Annotated in this window: 18 protein-coding genes and 1 pseudogene; 8 read left to right on the top strand and 11 right to left on the bottom strand. The window is 59.3% G+C overall.

The genetic code is table 11. From position 1 onward, the window contains the following. The first annotated feature begins 83 nt into the window (after positions 1-83). From PFZ56_RS17525 to PFZ56_RS17515, 3 genes are all read left to right on the top strand, one after another. Positions 84-3,731 carry a response regulator gene (locus tag PFZ56_RS17525; protein WP_394304404.1) on the top strand — a complete coding sequence of 1,216 codons (3,648 nt, stop codon included), beginning with the start codon at positions 84-86 and terminating at the stop codon, positions 3,729-3,731. Between the two features lie 333 nt (positions 3,732-4,064). Further along, positions 4,065-4,724, top strand: coding sequence for a hypothetical protein (locus tag PFZ56_RS17520; protein ID WP_110652975.1), 660 nt, complete (start codon positions 4,065-4,067; stop codon positions 4,722-4,724). Between the two features lie 59 nt (positions 4,725-4,783). After that, positions 4,784-5,092: an Hpt domain-containing protein gene (locus PFZ56_RS17515; RefSeq protein WP_134928764.1), complete on the top strand. Its 309-nt coding sequence runs from the start codon at positions 4,784-4,786 to the stop codon at positions 5,090-5,092. 364 nt (positions 5,093-5,456) lie between these two features. On the opposite strand, the gene PFZ56_RS17510 is transcribed toward PFZ56_RS17515, so the two are convergent. Continuing rightward, positions 5,457-5,918 carry a hypothetical protein gene (locus PFZ56_RS17510; RefSeq protein WP_170004788.1) on the bottom strand — a complete coding sequence of 154 codons (462 nt, stop codon included), beginning with the start codon at positions 5,916-5,918 and terminating at the stop codon, positions 5,457-5,459. A 643-nt stretch (positions 5,919-6,561) separates the two neighbouring features. On the opposite strand from PFZ56_RS17510, the gene PFZ56_RS17505 reads away from it, so the two are divergent. Then, a complete protein-coding gene (locus PFZ56_RS17505) occupies positions 6,562-6,990 on the top strand; it encodes a hypothetical protein (RefSeq protein ID WP_262379923.1) in 429 nt (142 codons plus the stop codon). A 160-nt stretch (positions 6,991-7,150) separates the two neighbouring features. On the opposite strand, the gene PFZ56_RS17500 is transcribed toward PFZ56_RS17505, so the two are convergent. Then, positions 7,151-7,837, bottom strand: a complete 687-nt coding sequence (locus PFZ56_RS17500) for a hypothetical protein (RefSeq protein ID WP_170004790.1) — start codon at positions 7,835-7,837, stop codon at positions 7,151-7,153. After that, positions 7,834-8,442, bottom strand: coding sequence for a TetR family transcriptional regulator (locus PFZ56_RS17495; RefSeq protein WP_110595883.1), 609 nt, complete (start codon positions 8,440-8,442; stop codon positions 7,834-7,836). The genes PFZ56_RS17500 and PFZ56_RS17495 overlap by 4 nt, the downstream gene beginning before the upstream one ends. A gap of 105 nt (positions 8,443-8,547) precedes the next feature. Between PFZ56_RS17495 and PFZ56_RS17490 the strand changes: the two genes are divergently transcribed. The 3 genes from PFZ56_RS17490 to PFZ56_RS17480 all read left to right on the top strand — a co-directional run bounded on the left by PFZ56_RS17490 (position 8,548) and on the right by PFZ56_RS17480 (position 11,560). Next, positions 8,548-10,062: a 2OG-Fe(II) oxygenase gene (locus PFZ56_RS17490; RefSeq protein ID WP_394304403.1), complete on the top strand. Its 1,515-nt coding sequence runs from the start codon at positions 8,548-8,550 to the stop codon at positions 10,060-10,062. Between the two features lie 116 nt (positions 10,063-10,178). After that, positions 10,179-10,715, top strand: coding sequence for a hypothetical protein (locus PFZ56_RS17485; protein ID WP_146232638.1), 537 nt, complete (start codon positions 10,179-10,181; stop codon positions 10,713-10,715). Between the two features lie 230 nt (positions 10,716-10,945). Then, on the top strand, positions 10,946-11,560 hold the full coding sequence (locus PFZ56_RS17480; protein ID WP_262379924.1) for a hypothetical protein: 615 nt from the start codon (positions 10,946-10,948) through the stop codon (positions 11,558-11,560). Positions 11,561-12,065: 505 nt separating this feature from the next. Here the strand turns inward: PFZ56_RS17480 and PFZ56_RS17475 are convergent. The 8 genes and pseudogenes from PFZ56_RS17475 to PFZ56_RS17440 all read right to left on the bottom strand — a co-directional run. Beyond that, positions 12,066-12,452, bottom strand: a pseudogene (locus PFZ56_RS17475) (PAAR domain-containing protein); the annotation flags it as partial. Positions 12,453-12,896: 444 nt separating this feature from the next. After that, positions 12,897-14,060: a ubiquitin-like protein gene (locus PFZ56_RS17470; RefSeq protein WP_110595892.1), complete on the bottom strand. Its 1,164-nt coding sequence runs from the start codon at positions 14,058-14,060 to the stop codon at positions 12,897-12,899. 304 nt (positions 14,061-14,364) lie between these two features. After that, the gene (locus PFZ56_RS17465; protein WP_262379925.1) at positions 14,365-14,799 is read right to left on the bottom strand and encodes a hypothetical protein; all 435 of its coding nucleotides are present in this window, start codon (positions 14,797-14,799) and stop codon (positions 14,365-14,367) included. Positions 14,800-15,038: 239 nt separating this feature from the next. Further along, positions 15,039-15,974, bottom strand: coding sequence for a PoNe immunity protein domain-containing protein (locus PFZ56_RS17460; protein WP_170004798.1), 936 nt, complete (start codon positions 15,972-15,974; stop codon positions 15,039-15,041). Between the two features lie 148 nt (positions 15,975-16,122). Then, positions 16,123-16,671 (bottom strand): cupin domain-containing protein, encoded by a 549-nt coding sequence (locus tag PFZ56_RS17455; RefSeq protein WP_015635120.1) that lies wholly within the window; start codon positions 16,669-16,671, stop codon positions 16,123-16,125. 248 nt (positions 16,672-16,919) lie between these two features. Continuing rightward, on the bottom strand, positions 16,920-18,200 hold the full coding sequence (locus PFZ56_RS17450) for an FAD-binding oxidoreductase (protein WP_123393018.1): 1,281 nt from the start codon (positions 18,198-18,200) through the stop codon (positions 16,920-16,922). A 55-nt stretch (positions 18,201-18,255) separates the two neighbouring features. Further along, complete coding sequence (locus PFZ56_RS17445; RefSeq protein ID WP_170004800.1) at positions 18,256-19,746, bottom strand: aldehyde dehydrogenase; 1,491 nt, start codon at positions 19,744-19,746, stop codon at positions 18,256-18,258. A gap of 33 nt (positions 19,747-19,779) precedes the next feature. Next, entirely contained in the window at positions 19,780-21,156 is a 1,377-nt protein-coding gene (locus PFZ56_RS17440) for a glutamine synthetase family protein (protein WP_110595901.1), read from the bottom strand. A 266-nt stretch (positions 21,157-21,422) separates the two neighbouring features. Here PFZ56_RS17440 and PFZ56_RS17435 point away from each other — a divergent pair, with 266 nt between their 5' ends. After that, a complete protein-coding gene (locus tag PFZ56_RS17435) occupies positions 21,423-22,178 on the top strand; it encodes a gamma-glutamyl-gamma-aminobutyrate hydrolase family protein (protein WP_170004802.1) in 756 nt (251 codons plus the stop codon). Positions 22,179-22,286 lie beyond the last annotated feature (108 nt).

Genomic DNA, 22,286 nt, shown 5'->3' with positions numbered 1-22,286 from the left:
CCAGCGGCTACAGCTACTATTTTCACCCTGTACTTGCGGGGCTTTCGACGCAACCAAGCCTCCCCCCATTGCCTGAAGAAACCATGCCCCTACGACTTATCTGGCTACTTATCTGCTCATTGACCATTGCGGCTCAGACGGCTGCGGCCCAAGCGCCCCTAATGCCCAATACTCTGTACAGCCCGGTGCGCCTCGATCACCACGACCTGATACTTGAACAAGAGGACTGGCACTGGCTACGGCACAAGTCGGAGTTGAAAATCGGCGTGGTCGCCGAAGAGTCGCCCCCCTTCAATGTCGATTACAACGACAGTCGCTACGAAGGCATTACTGCGGACGTCAGTTCATTGATCGGGCAGATGCTCGGAGTCGGCATGAAAGTGGTTCCCTTCGCCACCCGAGAACAAGCCCTACAGGCGCTGCAGGCCTCCTCGATCGACTTGATGGGCAGCTACGACAGCCCCGGGCCATCCAGTGATGGCGTCAGGTTCACCCGTCCGTTCGCCGATGGGCGGCTGGCCTTGTTCAAGCGCAACGCCGAACTGCGCCAGTCCCCGGCAAACCTGGCCGGGCTGCGGGTTTCCGTGGCCAAGGAACACAGCAGCGAAGCCCAGTCGCGCTTTCCCCGGGCCCGCTTGATGATCTACCCCACCCACAACGAAGCCCTCGCCGCCGCGGCATTTGGTCATGCCGACATGTACCTGGACGATGTACTGAGCGCCTACTTCCAGATCAACCGTTCTTACTACGGCTTCCTCAAGTTCGAGCGCTTCGCTGACCTTGCCACGGGTGGCTATGGCTATGCGATCAACAAGGACAACGCTCGTCTTCAGCGCATCCTTGACCGAAGCATCGAGGCCATTGGCAATGAAAAACTGAGCAATCTGAGCCAGCGCTGGGTCGGCAGCGGTTTCGTGCCCACCGGCGAAAAGATTGTGTTGACGCCAGAAGAATCACGCTGGATCGATCGTCACCCGGTGATCCGCCTGATCATCAACGATGACCTGGCGCCCGTGGCGTTCTTCGACGCCAACGGAGTGTTCTCGGGCGTTGCCGCCGAACTGCTGGAGATCATCTCGCAGCGCACCGGCCTGCATTTCCAGGTGACCGTGCGTAACGGCGGCTATCCGCAGCAGATTGAAGCCATGAGCGACTTCGAGGCGGACATGGCCATCATGACGGCCAGTCCGCAGCGCGAGGACAAGCTACGTTTCACCCGGCCCTTCTTGACCAGCCCTTTTGTCCTGGTCACATCCAGTGGCAGCAAAGACAAGGGCCTGACAACTGAAGACCTGGCAGGCAAGCGTCTTGCCATTCCGTCAGGTCACGTGACCCTGCAACACATCCGCGAGCTTTATCCGAGCACGCAACTGATCGAGGCCGGCACCTCTCTGGACGCCATGAACAAAGTCTATGACGGCAGCGCCGATGCCGCCCTGGTGTCGTTGCCGGCCGCTCGCTACTACATTGTCCGCCTGTTTCAAAATCGCCTGGGCATCGCCGACCTGATCCACACCAGTCGGGCAAACGCCAGCTTTGCTCTGCGGCGCAGTGACTCGGAGCTTCAGTCGATTCTCGACAAGGCCCTGCTCAGTCTCCCTGCGGACGATCTGAACGCTATCGCCAACCACTGGCGCTCACCACCGGGCATGAGTGGCGAAACCTGGCGCGACTATGCGCTGCTGATCGCCGAAATCATCGCCGCCGCGGCGCTCCTGCTGTTGCTGACACTGGCCTGGGCCTTGTATCTGCGACGTCGGATCAAGGCCGAGAAAACCCTGAATGAGCAATTGCGCTTCATCGAGGCCCTGGCCGAAAACATGCCTCCGGTTCTCTACATTCGTGACATGGACGGCAAGATGCTCTCGTGCAACCGCAGTTACCTGCAGAGTGTCGGCCTGGCCGCCGAGCAGGTTCTGCACAAATCCGTGCAACAGCTGCCCAAGGAGCATTTCTGCGCTGAACCCGACCTGCATCACAGCTACCTGCAAGCCATACGCGACGGTCAGACCATCAGTTCGGTGTACAAGGTCAAGTTGCAGGGTAAGGATGTCTGGATCGATCACTGGATCCAACCCTTCCAGGACAACAATGGCGTCACCAAAGGCGTTATCTGCGGCTGGCTGGACATCACCAAGCATCGGCATCTGGTCCAGGAATTGAAGGAAGCGAAGAACCTGGCCGACCAGGCCAGTCGCACCAAGACCACGTTCCTGGCCACCATGAGTCATGAAATCCGCACCCCCATGAACGCGATCATCGGCATTCTGGAACTGGCGCTCAAACGCGCCGATAGCGACCGGATCGAGCGCTCCAGCATTGAAATCGCCTACAGCTCGGCCAAGAGCCTGCTGGACCTGATCGGCGATATTCTCGACATCGCCCGCATTGAGTCGGGACGTCTGAGCCTTTCGCCCAAACGCGCCAACCTGCGCGAGCTGGTGGAATCCATAGCCCGTGTGTTCGAAGGTCTGGCACGCCAGAAATGCCTGAGCTTCATCCTCGAAATCGACTCCAGCATCAATTGCGATGTGCTGGTAGACGGCATGCGCTTCAAGCAGATTCTGTCCAACCTGATAAGCAACGCCATCAAGTTCACCGAAGCCGGCTTCATTAAAGTGAGCATCAGCGGCGATCTGGTGGAGAACTCGTTGCTGCAGGTCAAACTGCGCGTCGAAGATTCAGGGATAGGCATATCTCCTAGTAACCAGCAGCGGCTGTTCCAACCTTTTGCCCAAGTCGAACGCAATGTCCTGAATACCGAAGGTACCGGCCTGGGACTGGTGATCTGTCGCTCCCTGTGCGAAATGATGGGCGGCACTGTCTCAATGAGCAGCACCCTGGGCCAGGGCACCCTGGTGGAGGTGGATCTTCGTCTTCAGGTGCTGGAGCGCCTGGCAGCCGTAGAACCTGCACCCAGCATCAAGCGACGGCAGATGTACCGCCTGCAGATTCTGGTGGTGGACGACCACCCGGTGAACCGTCAGGTCCTGGGACAGCAACTGGCGTTTCTCGGGCACGACATAGTCGAGGCGGAAAATGGACAACAGGCACTGAAGACCTGGCGCGAGCACGCTTTTGACCTGATCATCACCGACTGCCACATGCCCGTCATGAACGGTGCCGAACTGGCCCGCTCAATTCGCCAGGATGAACGCGACACGCACGACGAACCGATCGTGATCATCGGCCTGACTGCCGACGCCCAGCCCGAGGAAGTGGAACGCTGCATCCAGGCCGGAATGAATGACTGTCTGATCAAGCCCATCAGCCTGGATGAACTGGAGGCGCGCCTGTTGGCCCTGGGTCAAGTCGAGGAAGAAGAACGCGCGCCCCTGCCGCCCGAAGAACGCGTCAGCAGCCAATCCCCACAGGTATTCGATCTGGAGTCGTTGCATACCCTGGTGGGCAGCGAGCCGACCATGCTGCAGCACATCCTGAGCGAATTGCTCAGCAACAATCGCACCGACCTGCAGACCCTGGAGACACTGCTGCGCGACCAAGCAACAGCGGAACTGTCCGAGTTGGCGCATCGCATCAAAGGGGCAGCACGAGTCGTCAAGGGCGAGCAACTGGTGGAAAGCTGCCGGCAATTGGAAGACGCCTGTCAGAGCCCCGACCTGAACATGCCCCTGGTGAGCGACTGTGTTGAGCAGGTTAAACAGGCCATCGTGACCCTTGAACAGCAGCTGCTTGAGCAGTACGACGGATCGGCACCACTTGCCGGGTGATATCGAGGAGAACGCACGGACTGCCCCGCTTCAGCGGGGCCAAGGTGATTTTCAAAGGCGCTGAACGACGCTGACCGCGCCAGTGAGTCGACCGCTGCTATGGCAGCAGGCTCGGCCGGCTTGGTGGCCAGGTTTGACTCATTGATCGCGGATTACCGGATGCCCGGTAGCCCCTCAAGAACATAAGCCGCCTCCACTTTTTCCCAGGGGTGGCACACAGAAAAAATCGGCAAGAAACCCGTAAAACGCAGCACCAACGCCTGCTAAACTCCCGTCCCCCAACCCACTTGAAGGTGACCACAGATTCTGGTCACCCATTGAAAGGACTCTCCCATGAACAAGCTGATCTACAGCCTTTTTGCCTCGACACTGGCCCTGTCCGTTGACGTTGCCCATGCCGCCTCCGTGGCCCAAGTCTTCACCGGCGACATGCTGGGCACCAATCAGCGATACTTTGAATCCGTCGCCGGAATCCCTCGGGAATCCTTCGGCGATGAGCACAAGTTCAAAGTCCAGGGCTGCAACATCACCGCCACCATAGAAGGCGGCACAGTCAGCAAACTGCGCATGGAGCTGACGCCCAAATGCCAGGCTGACCTGACCCAGTTCGTCGACACCTTCGCCCCCGCTCCCGGCAAGCCGCTCACCGTAGGCGCGTTCACCGAATCGTCCGGTGGCGGCCTGAGCTACAGCGCCAGTTGCCTGAGCATGTGCGGCAACGCCGCCGACCCTTCCGTCTACGCCCACTGGGAAGGCCCCCGCGCCATAGGTTTCAGAGAGGTGCTGCTGGAGGTGGTGCTGGTCTCGGATGCCGCGCTCAGCGCCGCAGACCAATGGGAGTCGCAGATGCGCAAAGCAGAAGGCGAAGACTACGTGATGGAAACACGCTTCAACTGCGACCAGAAATACAACGCCGCTGCGCAGAAGGCTTTTGAGAAAGTGCAGGTCAGCGCGGTGACCATCGGCACCGGGCTCAAAGCTTCCGGCTGCTGAGCGTCAGCACGAGAGGCCACCCAGGCTCTGTGCATACCCTGGTGGGCAGCGAGCCGACCATGCTGCAGCACATCCTGAGCGAATTGCTCAGCAACAATCGCACCGACCTGCAGACCCTGGAGACACTGCTGCGCGACCAAGCAACAGCGGAACTGTCTGAGTTGGCGCATCGCATCAAAGGGGCAGCACGAGTCGTCAAGGGCGAGCAACTGGTGGAAAGCTGCCGGCAATTGGAAGACGCCTGTCAGAGCCCGGACCTGAACATGCCCCTGGTGAGCGACTGTGTTGAGCAGGTTAAACAGGCCATCGTGACCCTTGAACAGCAGCTGCTTGAGCAGTACGACGGATCGGCACCACTTGCCGGGTGATATCGAGGAGAACGCACGGACTGCCCCGCTTCAGCGGGGCCAAGGTGATTTTCAAAGGCGCTGAACGACGCTGACCGCGCCAGTGAGTCGACCGCTGCAATGGCAGCAGGCTCGGCCGGCTTGGTGGCCAGGTTTGACTCATTGATCGCGGATTACCGGATGCCCGGTAGCCCCTCAAGAACATAAGCCGCCCCCACTATTGTCCAACCTGCATTGTGTATTAGTCCGGGGTTGTGTTTTGAGCCTTGCGATTAAAATTTATTATGAACCGATTGCACTATCTTTGTAGTTCTGGCCTAAGTAATGCTGGAGAGATTCTCTCCAGCCATTATTATCTGAGCCCGACAAAAAAACAGAGAATGGCTTAGCTGCGCCCTCCAAGGAATCGATTAAAACTACTAATAAAATCTTTCCTCAGACCCGGCAATATTTTTTTCAGGATCAAAAAGTAAAGATAGATAGGGGTTGGACCATCGCCCTCCTCTTCCCAAACCTCCTCTGTACCATAGCAATAGAGCACACCTCGGATGAAATTTGCAAAATCTTCATCTTCCTTGCGACTTTGCTGCTCCATTTTCCAGAGATCGACAGTGAGTTTCTTTCGAAGTACCTCATCACTTTCGATACGCTCGCGCAAGATGGCCTCTTTCAAGAACGGCACCAACTTTTCCAACTTGCTGGCAGCAATAGTTTTTAATTCACCTCTTTGGATAAGACCCATTAGATAACTAGCGTACTCACGCGTCATCTCGCCATAAGAAACATTCGCATCAAGCAACTGCCCCTCCAGACCATCAAACTCTTTAACTTCTATACTATCAATCATTGTGTGGCTCCATCTTCCATTTCTAGCCTACCCATAACTTGTTTACATGACTTACAGAATGGCTTCAAAACGCCATCATTCCTGTGCGTCGTTGATCTGCCACCTTTAGTTAGAGCCTTCAACTCATCGACTGTCTTAACGTTGTATTTTTTCGCAATATTGCTAAGGGCGTCTGAATCGCTCCGGCATATCGGCAAACTCATCTATTCCCAGCGGAGCCTGGCCCTCCTTGCCGGTAATCAAGTGATACTCGTGCCCTTCCCCCTTCAGCAGGTGAACCTGCAGCGTTGTGTAGAGAGGGCTACCTACGCAGGTTCAGCATCGAGAGCACCGCAGCCCCTCCAAATAGACGGTGATTGATTCCTGATGAAAAAAACCAGCCAAAGCTGGTTCATTTATTTCGAAGATTTGAAAGGTTTTTATCAACAAAACTGAAAAACCCATGAAACGGTCATATCAAAAAAAATGTCCAACCTATTGATTTTGCGGACCACAAAAAACCATCTTTTTTGAAAGCCCACAGAGTATCAAGGCTTTTCGTACAAAGCCCAGCAGCCGGAAGTGGACAACGACCGGCTGCGACACTGCCGTCTCCACTCTCAACCCACGCCCCCCCCCAAAAAAATACGCCCAAAGGATGGAGATGAAACTCTGGCCCCTCCATGCAGGCACGCGCCGGCCCTGGTACGTAAAGCTGCTCTGGATAGCGCTGCTGTTTGGGCTGGTCACGCATTGGGACATCGCATTGCCAACGGTGAATGTGCACTACTCCCAAGCCGGCCGGGATGAGCTCAGGTACATCTGGAATGTCCAGGATCGGATTGATAAAGGAGGAATGCTTACCGGAGGCGGCGCAACCGATCATGGCGTGCTCTTCCCGGACGACGAGTTCTTCATGGAGTTCTCGTGGTGGAGCAAGAACACGGGGCGTAATCACTGCATCAGCATCACCCCGCAATGGCCCAACACCCATATCTACCTGAACGCCGACGGCGACATCGACAGGCGAGAAAAGAGCGGAACCGATGGGCACCGGTTGGCGGAATGTCGCTGGGATCGGGCCAAGCCTTAGGTCGATATAACGGGCGCAACGGTAACGGCAGCCTGTGTGACCGGTAACCATGGTTTTTTGGCCGGCGATGCCCCGTCATCTGTTTGCGGTGGCGGCTTGAACTGCCGAGTGGCCAGGCACCTGAGAAGGCGAATGTCCCGCCTCCGCTGTTGGCCGTTTCTCAGTCGAGGCGCTCGATGGCGCGGGCAAGATTGACGCGGGCTTGCTGTTCGAATGCATCGAAGTACGGTGCGGTCGTATAGATGCGCCCGCGCGCCAGGAAGCCCTCCAGGACCTGGCGCCGCTTTCGGCGGTACACAAACAGAGGCACATATCGGTACTCGCGACGGACTTGGCGGTCGTACGCTTCAAACCGTGCGGCCGGTGCCCCAAGGATCGCCAGATCCGTGTCCACCAACACGGCCTCGTCTGCCGAGGCTGGAGCGCCGTCGTGTCGCGTCACCATGATCAGGCCGTAAAGCCTGCGTCGGATTTCATCGCCCAGGCCGCTATCGCGTGCCACCTCGTCCAGCCATTGCGCACTGCGCAGCTCGTTGTCGCTGCGAAGGGGGTCGTATATGGCGTCATGAAACCAAAGTGCGAGGTCGACTTCAGCGGGGGCGTGGCAGGCTGCGTTGATGAGTCGGCGCACCTGGAGGCATTCCTGCAAATGCTGGCAGTTGTGGTACGCACGATGGGGCTCGCGGTAGCGTCGCAGGAGCTCTTCGTAGGTTTCTCGCGGCGGGCAGCCGGCGCCAAGCTCCGCCCAGAGGCGAGTCCAGGCGGCGAAATCCACACCATCAGGCACCTCAGGGGCGCCGTGCGCGCCGGCCGGAAAGAGACGGTGCCCTTCTGGCGGTTTCGTCATCGCTCCTCCTGCGTATCAATGTAACGCTCTACCCAATCGATCAACGTCGGTGCGGCGAAGGCCGTCGGCAGCAGCGGCCGCGCCGTGGTGGACAGCGTGAACGCCCCCTGGATAAAGCATGTAATGCCCGCCACCAGCGCGTCGAGCCCTCGGGCGCGGCGTCCGCGTTCGGCGAATCGCTGCCGGAGCAGGCCCTTGAGAAGCTTCATCTGCGCCGCTAGCACAGCCTGATAGACCTCACGCACGTCTGGGTCGTGGGCCGATTGCTCGCCGATCATCACCCACGCCGCCACCGCATCGGGCTGCGCGTCCGAACCGTAGGCCAGGTGTGCTGCAATATAGGCTTGAAGCCTTTGCTCGGCCGTCTGGGCCGCAGCAGCCCGGGACTCGTAGCGCTGACGGGCGTAGCCGGCCAGTGAGTCGACCAGTGCCACCAAGATCTCGCGCTTGTCCTTGAAGTGGTAGTGCACGAGGCCAGGCGCTAGCTCCGCGTGCCGGGCGATGGCCGCTATGGTTGCGCCTGCGTAGCCAGCCTTGGCCATCACGGCCTGGAGTGCCGCCACGATCTGGCCGCGTCTTTCATCAGTGTTCGAGCGCCGTGCCATGTCACCTTCCCAATATTGGTTGCACGACCAGCTTAGCATTGACATCGACCCCGTCGCACCCTAGCTTTCCAAATATTGGTTATCAGACCAATTTTGGAGATCACGATGAATTCCTTCGCTGAAAAACTGGTGGCCGGGGCCACTGCTCCGTCGGCCTCGGTCGAGCTACCGCTGGGTGACCGGGTGCGCTGTGTGCTGGTCCACGAGTTTCTTTCAGCCAGCGAGTGCGAGGCGTTGATAGAAGCCACGCAGAAGTGCGGGTTCGCCAGCGCAGGGTCTGACTACCCGTCCTCCTACCGCGATAATGACCGGATCGTCACAGACGACCCAGCTCTGGCCGGGCGACTCTTCGAGCGCTTGAAGCACTGCGCCTGGCGGATGCCGAGGCTGGGGACGGTGATCGATGAGGATGGGTGGCGGCTGGTCGGCATCAATGAGCGGCTGCGCTTCTGCCGCTACCGGCCCGGCACCCAGTTCCGTGCCCATCAGGATGGTGTACACCATCGCCAGCGCCAACAGTCACGCCTGACCTTCATGATTTATCTCAACGACGATGCATTCAGCGGCGGAGAGACCGTGTTCTTCGAGGGGCGGTCCGCAGCCATGTCGAACCGGAATTCCACGCTCAGGCTGCGCCCCCGAAAGGGCAGCCTGATCGTATTCGACCACACACTCTGGCACGCCGGCGCCTTAGTGGACGCAGGCCAAAAATACATCATGCGCAGTGACCTGATGTACGAGCCACAGCATGCCTTGCACGTCGACGGCCCCTTCCAGCCGGGCCACCGCGGTTACGTATGGGCGCTTGCCGACCTTGGCGACAGGGGCTTGGCAAGCGCCGGGCGTGACGCAACCATCCGGCTGTGGGATCGCGAGGGCCGCTGCCTGGGTCAGCTTGACGGACATACACAGTCCATTCTGGGTCTGGTGGAAGTGGCGCCTGGCGAGCTGGTTTCTCACTCGCGTGACCGTACGATCCGGCATTGGTCCTTGGCGAGCGGCAAGTCAAGGTTGGTCGGCACATCGGATTCGGCCGTCCTGTCCTCGGCCAGGTTAGGCGCTGGCCGCTTCGTGACCGGGGCTGCTGACGGTCGCGTGACAGTCTGGAACCTGGCGACAGCTGCCGCGGACAGGCGTCAGGCCCACGCCTGCTGGGTCTGGGCAATGGCACCTACGGGCGACGGCGGTTTCGCCAGCGCATCGGAGGACGGAACCGTCAGGCTGTGGCAATCCGAGGAGCGGGACTGCGTACAAGTGCTCGATCTGGGCCGCCCCCTGAGGACGCTGGCGAGCTGGATCGACGCCGATGGCAGCGTCACCTTGGCCGCTGGTGATCTCGACGGCGCGGTGCACCTACTAGCGACCGAACCGATGCTGGCGCTTCTGGATTGCCTTGCCGCTCATGACGGGCCGGTCCGGCGCGTGCGCTTCGAGGCGCGACACATGCTGCTGACCTGCGGCGAGGATGGATTCGTCAGGCGCTGGAACCTGCCCTCACGGCAAGGGGCGATCATCGGCTCACACGACAACTTTGCAACCGATGTACTCCCCACCCGCTCCGGTCGCTGGATCAGTTGTGGGTATGACGGCCGGATATTGGTGCATGGCGACAAGGGCTAGGACGCCCTACCCCTGCACCTCAATACCAGTTCTGCGCCTTTGGCCAACAGGTCGCTGGTATGATCTGCGTCCGGAGCCGCCTGCTGGAGGCGGTGTGTTTGAGCACAGGAAGTCCCATGAAAAGAATGCTGTTCGGTGTGTGTCTGCTTTCACTGGCCGGTTGTGTCAGCTCGCCCGATACCTCCTTCACCCAGGCCACCCCAGGTTGCAAAGCGGCCACCTCTGAGGTCAATGGGAAACCGGTCACGACGCAGTTCTGCATCAAAACCATCGCCTTCAAACCCTCACAATACCGAGTCACTGTTAACGACCAGGTACTGTTCACCGGTACTGACTACCAACGCGTCGCCTTTACCAAAACCATCAAGGAAGGTCCGGCCAAGGGCACATGCAACGAGCTGATCGAGTTGCAGGGCTCCGGCTCGACAACAGTGCCATTGAACGAGTTGCCCACCGAATTGGTGGCAGGCTGCCGGATTACGGCAGACGCGGCCGGTAACGCCCAAGCCTTCAGCAAAGACGACGCCTGCGACAAGGTGTTCTACAAGTCGCTGGCGCCGTTGCTGGGCAAGGTGATGCCGGCTGAAGTAGCCCGCCAATGCAGCGTGACGGTGGGCGAGCAGACCGTGTTTGACCAACGTTTCAACTTTTAGAACAAGGCACTGGAGCAGAGGGGTAGATTTACTTTCTCTGCTCTAGCCGATACCCGCCTCCCCTCTACCCCTGTGCCACCCAACACCAGACCGGTGGAGCCCTAAGGTAGCTCTTAAAAGTCAGTGAACGGATCCGAGGGCAACGGCAGAGGAATTGCGTCGCCTTTTTTCGTATCTTCAGAACTCAATCGGGGTTGCTCAGAGTCAACCTGACGTACATAAGGTACGTAATGAATGCTCAACTAAATAAATACCGAACAACTAATAGCCAGGGAAAGCTCAGGATGCGTCACTCAATAATTAACAGCTTGATTGCTGTCAGCTTTGCCATAACATGCTCCGGCTGCACATCATATACGTCCAAGCCACCAATCAATGAACACTTCGAACCCAGAACAAAAGAAACCATCTCCAGCTTCACTTATAAAATGGACTCTGCATGGAAAAACAGCCGCTTCGCAAAGAGCGCATACGAAGCAACACAGAAAATCATTCCAAATGCACAAGACAATAGTTCAAGACTTATAGCTCCACGCTTTCCTGAATTAGAAATAAAAATCTCCGAGGCTCCATCTGGCGGCGCTTGCGTACAAGAATACTTAACCGGCTTGAGTCTTGGCTTGATTCCTAGCTGGTGTACAAGACCCAACCTATTCAGGTTCGATTTCACACTGAACAATAGTCACGGTTTTTGCAGACAGAAATCCTACTCCATAAGCTCAATATCGTTCTCACACCTCGCAGTAATCCCATTCGCCCTACTCAGCACCGAAAGCAAACCGTTAACTATTTATCAGGCAGCGTTAAAAGACTTCCTTCAAGAAGGTCAATGTACAACGCGCTAACACGCTCTGTTCGACCTGGGAGAGGGAGCCACTTGCAGTGACAGCAGCCTAAAAAAACCTCCAACTACTATCAACCCACAGAACAGAGCACCCGCACCCAGGGTCGGGACACCGAATCCCATACTGACGGAACTTGCAACAGAATCAGTCGACCATTACCTGAAACGTAAAGCATATGAAATACCATCAACCACTCACTTAACCCAGCCCATGTATTGACCGACAGACCACAGCAAAAGAAGACCCCCCAATAGAACTGCACCTGCTCGGTACCAGACCACCAGCTTCCTTCTAAGGCCTCGGGGAAAGTTATTGATATCTTCGATGCTTGCGCCCCCATCACGGATGTACATCGCAGGCCAGGCAATCACTCCAACAACACTCCCCATTAGAAACAGCCTCCCCGCTGGCCCGGCGCTCTTGAGCGAAGCTCTATTAGTGCCGAGCGGGACATGGGCTGCTCGACAATATGAAACCCCAGCTCGACGCCCTCCTGAAGGGCCGCCTTGGAAGCAGCCAACGGGCTGACCAGCGCATTGGCCGCCTGGGCTTTTTCCGTGAGCGCCGGATCGGCCAGCAGCGTGGCCATGCGCAACTCATCCACCGAGCCATCGGCGGGCGCGAAGAGCGAGCCGCCGAAAGTATCGCCAGAGCCGCTGACAAAGGTGCCGCCATGGCTGCTGAGGCTGCCCACATGGGCCAGGGGCCGGCCATTGACCAGCACAGAAGGAAATCCTGTGGTAATCACCGCGCCGCAGACACAGACATCACCGACCCGGGCCGCACCCATGCCGTTGATGATGACGTTGCTGGAGGCGGTAACGATGGGAGTGGTGCCGTGCCCCGGCATCGGGCAGACATGGCTGTCGCCCAGGCGAGAAGAAGCGATCATTGGGCACCCTGCGCTATGAGTGAAAAAGCCTCCCATCCGGGAGACAGGGGACCCTATCGCAGGAGTTCGGGCATGGCCCGAAGGTCATTCTTAAAAGTCAGCGAACAGAGCTGAGGCCAACGGCAGAGGCAGGACAGCAGCGCAGGGTCGATCTCTGGAAAGTGCTCCGCTCAAGCAAAAAGGCGACGCATTGCGTCGCCTCTTCGTTGCCTCAGTACTCAATCGAGGTTACGCCGGATCAGCCTGCCCTAAGGTTCTATCACCCAAGGTACGCAGCGGATCGAAGCCATCACTGAGCAACAGGCCGATGGCAAAGCGGATCTGTGGGAGGTCCTGCGCACCAGAAGCGCAGTCAAGGATTTCCAGCAGTAGGAAATAAATCTGTCCCGCTTTCCTTCATGGCAAAGGTTTTGGGGCTAGAAGTGACGATTCGTCGCGGCCGTATCAGAACGAACCTGTCCAACTCATTGCCACCCAGCGTGCTGGCTGCTGCCCCTCATTGGTGGCATTGAGCAAGAACATCAACCGACTATCTAGCATCAACCACGCGACTCCGAGCTGGCCGCGCATCCAGGCTCGGTCGCTTTGCTCTGGGTCCAGACGAAAATGCTGCGCCCCCCAATAGGCGTCTATCGGGTCAGCATCATCATGAACACGGCGAACCCCTTCAATACCGGCGAGCAACTCAAGGTGATCCGCTAACAGGTACTTGCCATTCATCCCGAACCGAAGCTCAGAAATGCTGTGATTGCGTTCACCCAGCGACATGGCCTGACTACCACCGGCCTCGTCATAGGATGAAACTCGCGTTTGCACATAGTTCAAGTCTGCATAGGGTGAGAGCTCCACGCCCATGGGGCGCCAGAGAGCTTCCCAGTCCAACCGGGTACGCAACGCCACGGTATCAACTCCTGGAGTGGCGCTTGAGCCCTCATCCCCTGAAAGTGTCGAATAACCACGGCGAATATCAGCATCGCCATGGTTGTAATACGCGGTCAGAGTCGACCAAAGATCGGGAGACAGCGCGGTCACTGGCGCGATGAACTCCACCAACAGGTAGGATCCTTGCTCTTTGATGGAATTCGCCCCTCCAGAGCTATCGCGTACACGGCTTTTGCCCACCGCAAGCCCCAGTTGCGCGCCGCTTTCCGTAAGACGCTGGCACCCTCCGACCTCAGCAACCCCAACCGAGCTACCGGCACCGCCGAGGTCATCCCCGCCCCAATCTCCGGCTAGCCAAGCGCAATTTTGCTTGCCGGAGGCAACACGAAAATCCAGGGGGTGCCCGTGGTTTCCACTCAGTACTAAAACAGCGGAGTCCACCGCGAGTTTTGACACGTCGCTCGCCTGCCGGGCAAGTCCATCCAACCCACTAGGCTGCAATACGATCTGCACCATCACCAGGTGAAGCGTCGACTCTTTTGCAATGTTGTAATCCGAAAGAGTTCGGCCATCCTCCAGGGTTTTTCCGGCAAACCTCAGCGTCTGCTTGTCGGGAGGAATGCCTTCCTTATCCTGAATTTTGGCTTTGACATTCTCGACCGTGTCACTAGCTTCAACGTCCAACGTGATGGTCTTGCCAGTGAGGGTCTTGACGAATATCTGCATGGCAACTGCGGGTGTGGTTACACCACATGCCAGCACTAGCAACAAGGCACGAACAAGCAGGGGAACTCTAACGATAGGTAGCGTCACAAAAGATACCGACTCTGTAAAAAAGCCGGCGATAGTAGCACGGTAATATCACCTGGACAGCCACTCCCCCTCAGTGAATCGCAGCTGGTTGCATACAAACATTCGGAGCTCATAGCGAAGCTACAGATCCAGCGCACTCATCTGACAAGACCTTGTACCCGCGGCTGCTTTTGGACGAAAACAGCCCACCACGAGAAAGCTTTTCACCCCATAGCTTTCATTGAATGAAGGTCACGAAGCTGGTTTCGATTTCGACGCATGCTGGCGGGAGCGTATTGACCAGCATGGCGGCATCGTCGCCCTGGTTAAGAAAAATCAGGAAGTCCCCGGACTCAAACTCGATCCTAAATCCGACTAGCCGAGATACCTGGCCATTGAGGGCATCGAGAATGCCCTTAACCTCGAGAACCTTCTCGCCTTCGAGGTGGGACGCTGATAACGCTGCAAGGAGGTTTTCCCTCTTCCAGGCGCAAGTCACGCCAGGCTCTATCTCGAAGGAAACGAGCGTGCTGATGGGGTATATGTCAGCCCCAACACTCTCACCATCACTCAAGAGGTACATGGATATCACCTCTTGCTCGCCGAAATGCCATTCAATAGAGCCTACATCTCCCAGACTCCTTTCCCCGTTGAAATAGTACTGGTCATGCATCAGCGCGCTCAGTCGCTTACCCACCAGCAAACGTGCCGTGTGCAAGTCTTGGGCTGCTCTCGTATGAGAAAAGCAATCACGGCTATCCATTAAGCACCTCATGTACGTCGGACGAGGGGCAGTCCACTGCTGACCGAAAACTGCCGCTCAAGGACGATGCCGTTGAGTCGATAGCAGTCCCTTCTGCATTCGACCAGAAACAAGGGTTGGAAAACGCTGCAACGAATGGCGGCCCACCCCTACCCCTGCGCCACCCAATACCAAACCGCTGCCCCCTCAAACTCCGGCATCACTTCCCCCTGTGCAAAGCAGCGCCGCGACTCCGGCTGCGCCGGGGTAAACCAGTAACCGGCCTTGCTACAGGACTGCCCCGCCACCACCGGCGCTACATGCTTCGGATCGCTCGGCCGAAGGTTCCTCGCATAGGCCACCAGATCCTTGGGATAGACCCTGTGCTCGACCCCGCTGTCATCGATGCCATAAAGGAAGGCAATGGCAGCCGCCTCGAACGCCCAATACCCGCAATAGCTGCCCTCGTCCCCTTGCAGGTGGCTGTCGTGCCAGGGCGCTTGCTCGAACGCGGGGTACCAGTCGTCACAGTACTGCTGCAGAAGGTCGCTGGCCTCGGTTGGGTCGTCGGCGTAGATGGCTTGTATCAGCGGTGTGTAGACGTCGTGGTACCAGTCATCGACGTCATATCGGTCGGGCAGCAGTTTGCACAGCAGGTCTTCGTAGAGGGTGTCGTCCCCGGCGTAGCCTGCGGGGTCGATCAGGGCCACGAAGCGTTGGAGCAGGTCGGTGCGGTGCAGCAGGATGCACAGGCTGAACACCTGGACGCACTCTTGGTACTGATCGAGCCAGTCGTCAATCGCCAAGGGGGTGATGTTCGGAATCTGGTTGTATTCGGCCAGTTGTCTTTGCAGGTGTTCGTAACTGTCCACCAGGGTTTCCAGCAAGGGAATCAGCAGGTCGATGCTGTGGCCGGCGGTGTAGCGGATGAGGATTTCCTTGAAGATCCACTGCTGGAAATGCCGGGCCCTGAGGGACTTTTCCTGGGCTTCGGAGTCGGACTCAAAGGTGTTTTCGGCAAAGAATTCCACGCTGTGCTGGTAATTGCTGAAGAAGTTCTCCAGGCGTGCTGCGCTGAGGAATGCTTGTCGTCTGTCCTTGAACATGGGTCTTCCTTGTCTGAACGGCGCCCGCTCCAGGCGTTGCCCGCAAGCGCGGCAACGGCAGTCACCGGTCTAAAAAACAAAGCCTGCGACACAAGGCGCAGGCTGGATAGGGTTGCAGCAGGTCGAGCCGGATCAGTTACCCGGCCCCTTAGAAGTTCGCCGGGGTGTTGGCGCTGATGATTTCCGCCTCATCCTGGCCAATGTTGCGAAAGCTGTGGGGCAAGGTGGTGGGGAAGTAATAGCCATCCCCAGGGTTGAGCACGCTGACTTGCCCGTCCACGGTCAACTCCACGGTGCCGCGGGTCACCAGCCCGCACTCCTCGCCTTCGCTGTGCACGATGGCTTCTTCGCCGGAGCTGGCGCCGGGAGCGTATTGCTCGCGCAGAAAGCGCATCTGCCGGTTGGCCACCGGGGCGCCGATCATCAACAGGCGCAGGCCGTCGCGGCCCAGGTCGGGCTGTTCGTTGGCGCGGAATACGTATTGGTGCTCCCGGGGCGGCTGGTCGAAGGTGAAGAAGTCGGCCAGGGACATGGGGATGCCTTCCAGCAGCTTTTTCAGGGAGCTGACGGAGGGGCTGACGCGGTTCTGTTCGATCAGGGAGATGGTGGCATTGGTGACGCCGCTACGACGGGCCAGCTCGCGCTGGGAGAGTTTGTAGCTTTCGCGAACGAGTTTGAGTCGGGTGCCCGTGTCCATAACAGCCTTATGTGAGAAGTACTTAAGGGTATTTTTGCGGCGGTTGGGTCGCGAGGATCGCGATTTGGCTGCCCTGGAGCCTGAAAAGGCGGCTATTTAAACATGTTTGACAGGCAAGCTGTAAAGGCTGGCGATGAGGGGTGCAGCGGGGGAAATGTGGGCGCTGTCGGGGGCGTCGGGAGGTCCTGGGGACCTCGTCGCAGCCTGCGGCAGCGGCTACAGGGGAAAGCTGTAGCCGCTACGTGCATTCAGATGCCGAAGCGGTCGCGCAGGGCGTAGTACGCGGCGCCCAGGGCGGTCAGTGGGGCCTGGAAGGTGCGCCCGCCAATCATCGGCATGTGCGGCAGGGAGGCGAAGGCGTTGAAGCGTTCGGCGTCGCCGCGGATCATTTCGGCAATCAGCTTGCCGGCCAGGTGCGAACAGGTGACGCCGTGGCCGCTGTAGCCCTGCATGTAGTAGGCGTTCTTTTCGATCCGGCCAAATTGCGGCATGCGCGACATGGTCAGCAGGAAATTGCCGGTCCAGCGGTAGTCGATCTTCACGTCCTTGAGCTGGGGGAAGGTCTTGAGGATCTTCGGCCGGATCAACTGGTCGATGTCATCCGGTTCACGGGCGCCGTAGACCACGCCACCGCCGTACAGCAGGCGGTTGTCGCCGGTCAGGCGGAAGTAGTCCAGCAGGTAGTTGCAGTCTTCCACGCAGTAGTTGTTGGCGATCAGGCTGCGGGCCAGTTGTTCGGGCAGTTGCTCGGTAACCACGATCTGCGAGCCGCAGGGCATGCTCTTGCGGGTCACTCGTGGATCGAGGTCTTGCTGCAGGTAGGCGTTGCCGGCGATCAGCAGGTATTTGGCGCGCACCAGGCCCTTGGCGGTACGCACCACGTTGGGTTCGCCGTAGGTGATTTCCACCGCCGCCGACTGTTCGAAGATCTTGCCGCCCAGGCCGATGATGGCGCTGGCTTCGCCCAGGGCCAGGTTCAGCGGGTGAATGTGGCCGCCCTGCATGTCCAGCAGGCCGCCGATGTAGTTCTTGGTGCCGACTTCGCGGTCGATCTGCGCCTTGTCGAGCAGCTTCAGGTTGTGATTGCCCAGGCGCTCCCAGTTGCGTTTCTGTTCCGCCAGGCCCTTGAGCTGCTTGTTGTTCAGGGCGGCGAAAATGCCACCGGGGCGGTAGTCGCACTGGATGTCGTAGTGCTGGATGCGCTGGCGGATGATGTCGGCGCCTTCGAAGATCATGCTGCCGAGCACCTCGGCGCTTTTTTCGCCGTAGCGTTCTTCGATCACGTCCACGTCGCGGCTGTAGGAGTTGACCAGTTGCCCGCCGTTGCGCCCGCTGGCGCCGAAGCCGACCTTGGCCGCTTCCAGCACGGTGACGCTGTAGCCCGCTTCCGCCAGGAACAAGGCCGAGGACAGGCCGGTGTAACCGGCGCCGATCACACAGACGTCGCACTCCACACTCTCTTCGAGTGGCGGGTAGTCGGTGGTCTGGTTGCGGGTCGCGGCGTAGTAGCTGTTCACGTAGGTTTGCATGAGAAATTCCCCAGCGGGTACGGGCCCAGGCCCGCCGCCGCTGTTGTTATAAGAGTTAGAGCTTGATCCAGGTCGCTTTGAGCTCGGTGTATTTGTCGAAGGCGTGCAGCGACTTGTCGCGACCGTTGCCGGACTGTTTGAAACCGCCGAACGGCGCGGTCATGTCGCCGCCGTCGTACTGGTTGACCCACACGCTGCCAGCCCGCAGACCACGGGCAAAACGGTGGGCGCGGCTGAGGTTGGCGGTCCAGACCCCGGCCGCCAGGCCGAAGATGCTGTCGTTGGCAATCTGCAGCGCTTCTTCTTCGGTATCGAAGCTGATGACCGACAACACCGGGCCGAAGATCTCTTCCCGGGCGATGGTCATGGCGTTGGTCACGCCGTCGAAGATCGTCGGCTCGACATACAGGCCGCCAGTGTTTTCCAGGGTGCGGACGCCACCGGCCAGCAGTTGGCCGCCCTGCTCCTTGCCGATTTCGATGTAGCGCAGCACGTTGTCCAGCTGGCGCTGGTCCACCACCGCGCCAACCCGGGTTTCGGGATCGAGGGCATGGCCCGGTTTCCAGCCCTTGAGGGCCTCCACCAGCAGCGGGATGAACTGTTCGCGGATCGAGCGTTCCACCAGCAGGCGCGAACCAGCGGTGCAGACTTCGCCCTGGTTGAAGGCAATGGCCGCAGCCGCCGCTTCGGCCGCTGCGCGCAAGTCCGGGGCGTCGGCAAACACCACGTTGGGGCTCTTGCCACCGGCTTCCAGCCACACCCGCTTCATGTTGCTTTCGCCGGAGTACACCAAGAGTTGCTTGCCCACGGCAGTGGAGCCGGTGAAGGCCAGCACGTCCACGTCCATGTGCAGGGCCAGGGCCTTGCCGACGGTGTGGCCGTAGCCCGGCAGGACGTTGAACACACCCTTGGGGATGCCGGCGTCCAGGGCCAGCTGGGCGATGCGGATCGCGGTCAGCGGCGACTTTTCCGACGGCTTGAGGATGAACGAGTTGCCCATCGCCAGGGCCGGGGCGAACTTCCAGCTGGCCATGATCAGCGGGAAGTTCCACGGCACGATGGCCGCCACCACGCCCGCCGGTTCCCGGGTCACCAGGCCCAGTTGGTCGTGAGGGGTGGCCGCCACTTCGTCGTAGAGCTTGTCGATGGCTTCGGCGTTCCAGCGGATGGCGTTGGCCGTGGCCGGAATGTCGATGCTCATGGAATCGCCAATCGGCTTGCCCATGTCCAGGGTTTCCAGGAGCGCCAGTTCTTCCTGGTGCGCAAGGATCAGGTCGGCGAAGCGAATCAGGATGCGCTTGCGCTCGGCCGGGGCCTTGCCCGACCAGACGCCACTGTTGAACGCCTGGCGCGCCACGGCCACCGCACGATCGGCATCGGCCTGATCGGTGCTGGCGACGTTGGCCAGAAAGCGCCCGTCCACCGGGCTCAGGCATTCGAAGGTGGCGCTGCTGGCGGCGGCGCAGTACTGACCGTCGATAAAGGCACGGCCTTCAAGGCTGAGGGACTGGAAGTGCTGCTCCCAGTCGCTGCGGGATTTAGTCATGACAAATACTCAAGGCAGGAAGTGACACGGTCATCAGACCGTGTGCAGGTACCAGTTGTATTCCAGGTCGGAGATGGAGTTTTCGAACTCCGCCAACTCGCTTTCCTTGCAGGCCACGAACACGTCGATGTACATCGGGTCGATGTACTTGGCCATCACTTCACTGTCGTCCAGTACGCGCAGGGCGTCCCGCAGGTTGGTGGGCAGGCTTTGTTCGTTCTGCTCGTAGGAGTTGCCTTCAACCGGCGCGCCCGGATCGATCTTGTTGGTCAGGCCGTGGTGAATGCCCGCCAGTACCGAAGCCATCAGCAGGTAAGGGTTGGCGTCGGCGCCAGCCACCCGGTGTTCGATCCGCACTGCGTCGGCGGAACCAGTGGGCACGCGCACGGCCACGGTGCGGTTGTCGATGCCCCAGGTCGGCGAGTTCGGCACGTAGAACTGCGCGCCAAAGCGGCGGTAGGAGTTGACGTTAGGGCACAGGAAGGCCATCTGCTCGGGCAGGGTGTCGAGCACGCCGCCGATGGCGTGGCGCAAGGCTTCGTTGGTTTCCGGGTCTTCGCTGGCGAAGATGTTGTTGCCCTGCTTGTCGAGAATCGAGATGTGCACGTGCAGCCCGTTGCCCGCCTGGCCTGGGTAAGGCTTGGCCATGAAGGTGGTGTCCATTTCATGGTCGTAGGCGATGTTTTTCACCAGGCGCTTGAGCAGTACTGCGTAGTCGCAGGCTTTGATCGGGTCGCTGACGTGGTGCAGGTTGACTTCGAACTGCGCCGGGGCGCTTTCCTTGACGATGGCGTCGGCCGGGATGCCCTGCTCTTTCGCGCCTTCAAGGATGTCTTGCAGGCAGTCGACGTATTCGTCCAGATCGTCGATCAGGTAGACCTGGGTGGAATGCGGACGTTTGCCGGAAATCGGCGAACGGGGCGACTGTGGACGGCCGTTCACGTTGTCCTGGTCGATCAGGTAGAACTCCAGCTCGAAGGCGGCGCAAATGGTCAGGCCCAGCTCGTCGAACTTGGTGACGACTTGGCGCAGCACTTCGCGGGGGTCGGCGAAGAATGGCTGGCCTTCAATCTCGTGCATGGTCATCAGCAGTTGCGCGGTGGGGCGCTTCTGCCAGGGCTCGACGCTCAGGGTGCCGGGGATCGGATAGCAGATGCGGTCGGCGTCGCCGATGTCCAGGCCCAGGCCGGTGCTTTCCACCGTGGAGCCGTTGATATCCAGGGCAAACAGCGAGGCGGGCAGGTTGATGCCCTTCTCGTAGACCTTGTGCAGCGCGGTGCGCTCGATGCGCTTGCCGCGCACCACACCGTTCATGTCTGCAATCAGCAGATCGACGTAGAGAACCTCGGGGTGTTTTTTCAGGAAGGCATTGGCTTCATTGAGTTGAATGGCACGCGGGGGGACCGACATGATGCACCTATTGTGTTAATTATTATGTTCACTGCTGTGACACGCCAGCAGTCAACCCGAAAGAAAAACCGGAGTCAATAGCCAACAGCAGCGGCTTTTCGTCAATTATTTTGCTCCACTAGAGACAAATAACCGGCGCAATCCGCGCCGCCTGCGGGTTTCGGGTGATTAACGTTTAGAATTTTTTACATGGAAGTTGTTAATTAAAATCAACGAGGATAAGCTCTGGAAAAACTCGTTCCAGCGTGAATTTCGAGGTGATAAAAATGGCATTCAAGCCATTGATCGGCGTTACTGCGTGCGTCAAAGAGATCGGCCTGCACCCCTACCACGTCAGCGGCGACAAGTACTTGCGTGCTGTCAGCGTCGCGGCCGAGGGCCTGCCCCTGATCATTCCTTCCCTGGCGGATCTGATCGATATCGACGATCTGCTGCACAACATGGACGGGCTGCTGTTTACCGGCTCGCCCTCCAATGTCGAACCCTTCCATTACCAGGGCACGCCCAGCGAACCGGGCACCGCCCACGACCCGCAACGCGATGCCACCACCCTGCCCCTGCTGCGCGCGGCGATTGCCGCTGGCGTGCCAGTGCTCGGCATCTGCCGCGGCTTCCAGGAAATGAACGTGGCCTTCGGCGGCAGCCTGCACCAGAAGGTGCATGAACTGCCGGGCTACATGGACCACCGTGAAGCCGACGACCCGCGCATCGAAGTGCAGTACGCCCCGGCGCACCCGGTGGCGATACAGCCCGGCGGCGTGTTCGAGGCCATGGGCCTGGCCGGCGAGATCCAGGTCAACTCGATCCACAGCCAGGGCGTCGACCGCCTGGCCCCCGGCCTGCGGGTCGAGGCCCTGGCCCCGGATGGCCTGATCGAGGCGCTGTCGGTGGAACACAGCAAGGCCTTCGCCTTCGGCGTGCAGTGGCACCCGGAATGGCAGGTGCTGTCGAACCCGGCCTACCTGCGAATCTTCCAGGCCTTTGGCGACGCCTGCCGGCAACGGGCCGCGCAACGCCGCTAACCGGCAAACCCCGGCCGCCAAGGCGGCCTTCCAGGCATTCAACAAGATCCACCACGCCCTGCCCCACGGCGAGCGCGCCTGCGCGCGCCCCGTGTTCGGCGTGAGCAG

It is taken from the genome of Pseudomonas danubii, from assembly GCF_042980055.1.
Lineage (GTDB): Bacteria > Pseudomonadota > Gammaproteobacteria > Pseudomonadales > Pseudomonadaceae > Aquipseudomonas > Aquipseudomonas danubii.
Note: the sequence above shows the minus strand (reverse complement) of the source record. Positions and strands in the feature narration are given on the sequence as shown.

Coding starts and splice junctions, on each gene's coding strand:
- PFZ56_RS17500 (WP_170004790.1), bottom strand. CDS start 7,837: ATGACGAAACCGCCAGAAGGGCACCGTCTCTTTCCGGCCGGCGCGCAC.
- PFZ56_RS17515 (WP_134928764.1), top strand. CDS start 4,784: ATGCTGCAGCACATCCTGAGCGAATTGCTCAGCAACAATCGCACCGAC.
- PFZ56_RS17485 (WP_146232638.1), top strand. CDS start 10,179: ATGAAAAGAATGCTGTTCGGTGTGTGTCTGCTTTCACTGGCCGGTTGT.
- PFZ56_RS17525 (WP_394304404.1), top strand. CDS start 84: ATGCCCCTACGACTTATCTGGCTACTTATCTGCTCATTGACCATTGCG.
- PFZ56_RS17510 (WP_170004788.1), bottom strand. CDS start 5,918: ATGATTGATAGTATAGAAGTTAAAGAGTTTGATGGTCTGGAGGGGCAG.
- PFZ56_RS17465 (WP_262379925.1), bottom strand. CDS start 14,799: ATGCATGACCAGTACTATTTCAACGGGGAAAGGAGTCTGGGAGATGTA.
- PFZ56_RS17520 (WP_110652975.1), top strand. CDS start 4,065: ATGAACAAGCTGATCTACAGCCTTTTTGCCTCGACACTGGCCCTGTCC.
- PFZ56_RS17450 (WP_123393018.1), bottom strand. CDS start 18,200: ATGCAAACCTACGTGAACAGCTACTACGCCGCGACCCGCAACCAGACC.
- PFZ56_RS17470 (WP_110595892.1), bottom strand. CDS start 14,060: ATGCAGATATTCGTCAAGACCCTCACTGGCAAGACCATCACGTTGGAC.
- PFZ56_RS17445 (WP_170004800.1), bottom strand. CDS start 19,746: ATGACTAAATCCCGCAGCGACTGGGAGCAGCACTTCCAGTCCCTCAGC.
- PFZ56_RS17490 (WP_394304403.1), top strand. CDS start 8,548: ATGAATTCCTTCGCTGAAAAACTGGTGGCCGGGGCCACTGCTCCGTCG.
- PFZ56_RS17435 (WP_170004802.1), top strand. CDS start 21,423: ATGGCATTCAAGCCATTGATCGGCGTTACTGCGTGCGTCAAAGAGATC.
- PFZ56_RS17455 (WP_015635120.1), bottom strand. CDS start 16,671: ATGGACACGGGCACCCGACTCAAACTCGTTCGCGAAAGCTACAAACTC.
- PFZ56_RS17495 (WP_110595883.1), bottom strand. CDS start 8,442: ATGGCACGGCGCTCGAACACTGATGAAAGACGCGGCCAGATCGTGGCG.
- PFZ56_RS17440 (WP_110595901.1), bottom strand. CDS start 21,156: ATGTCGGTCCCCCCGCGTGCCATTCAACTCAATGAAGCCAATGCCTTC.
- PFZ56_RS17460 (WP_170004798.1), bottom strand. CDS start 15,974: ATGTTCAAGGACAGACGACAAGCATTCCTCAGCGCAGCACGCCTGGAG.
- PFZ56_RS17505 (WP_262379923.1), top strand. CDS start 6,562: ATGAAACTCTGGCCCCTCCATGCAGGCACGCGCCGGCCCTGGTACGTA.
- PFZ56_RS17480 (WP_262379924.1), top strand. CDS start 10,946: ATGAATGCTCAACTAAATAAATACCGAACAACTAATAGCCAGGGAAAG.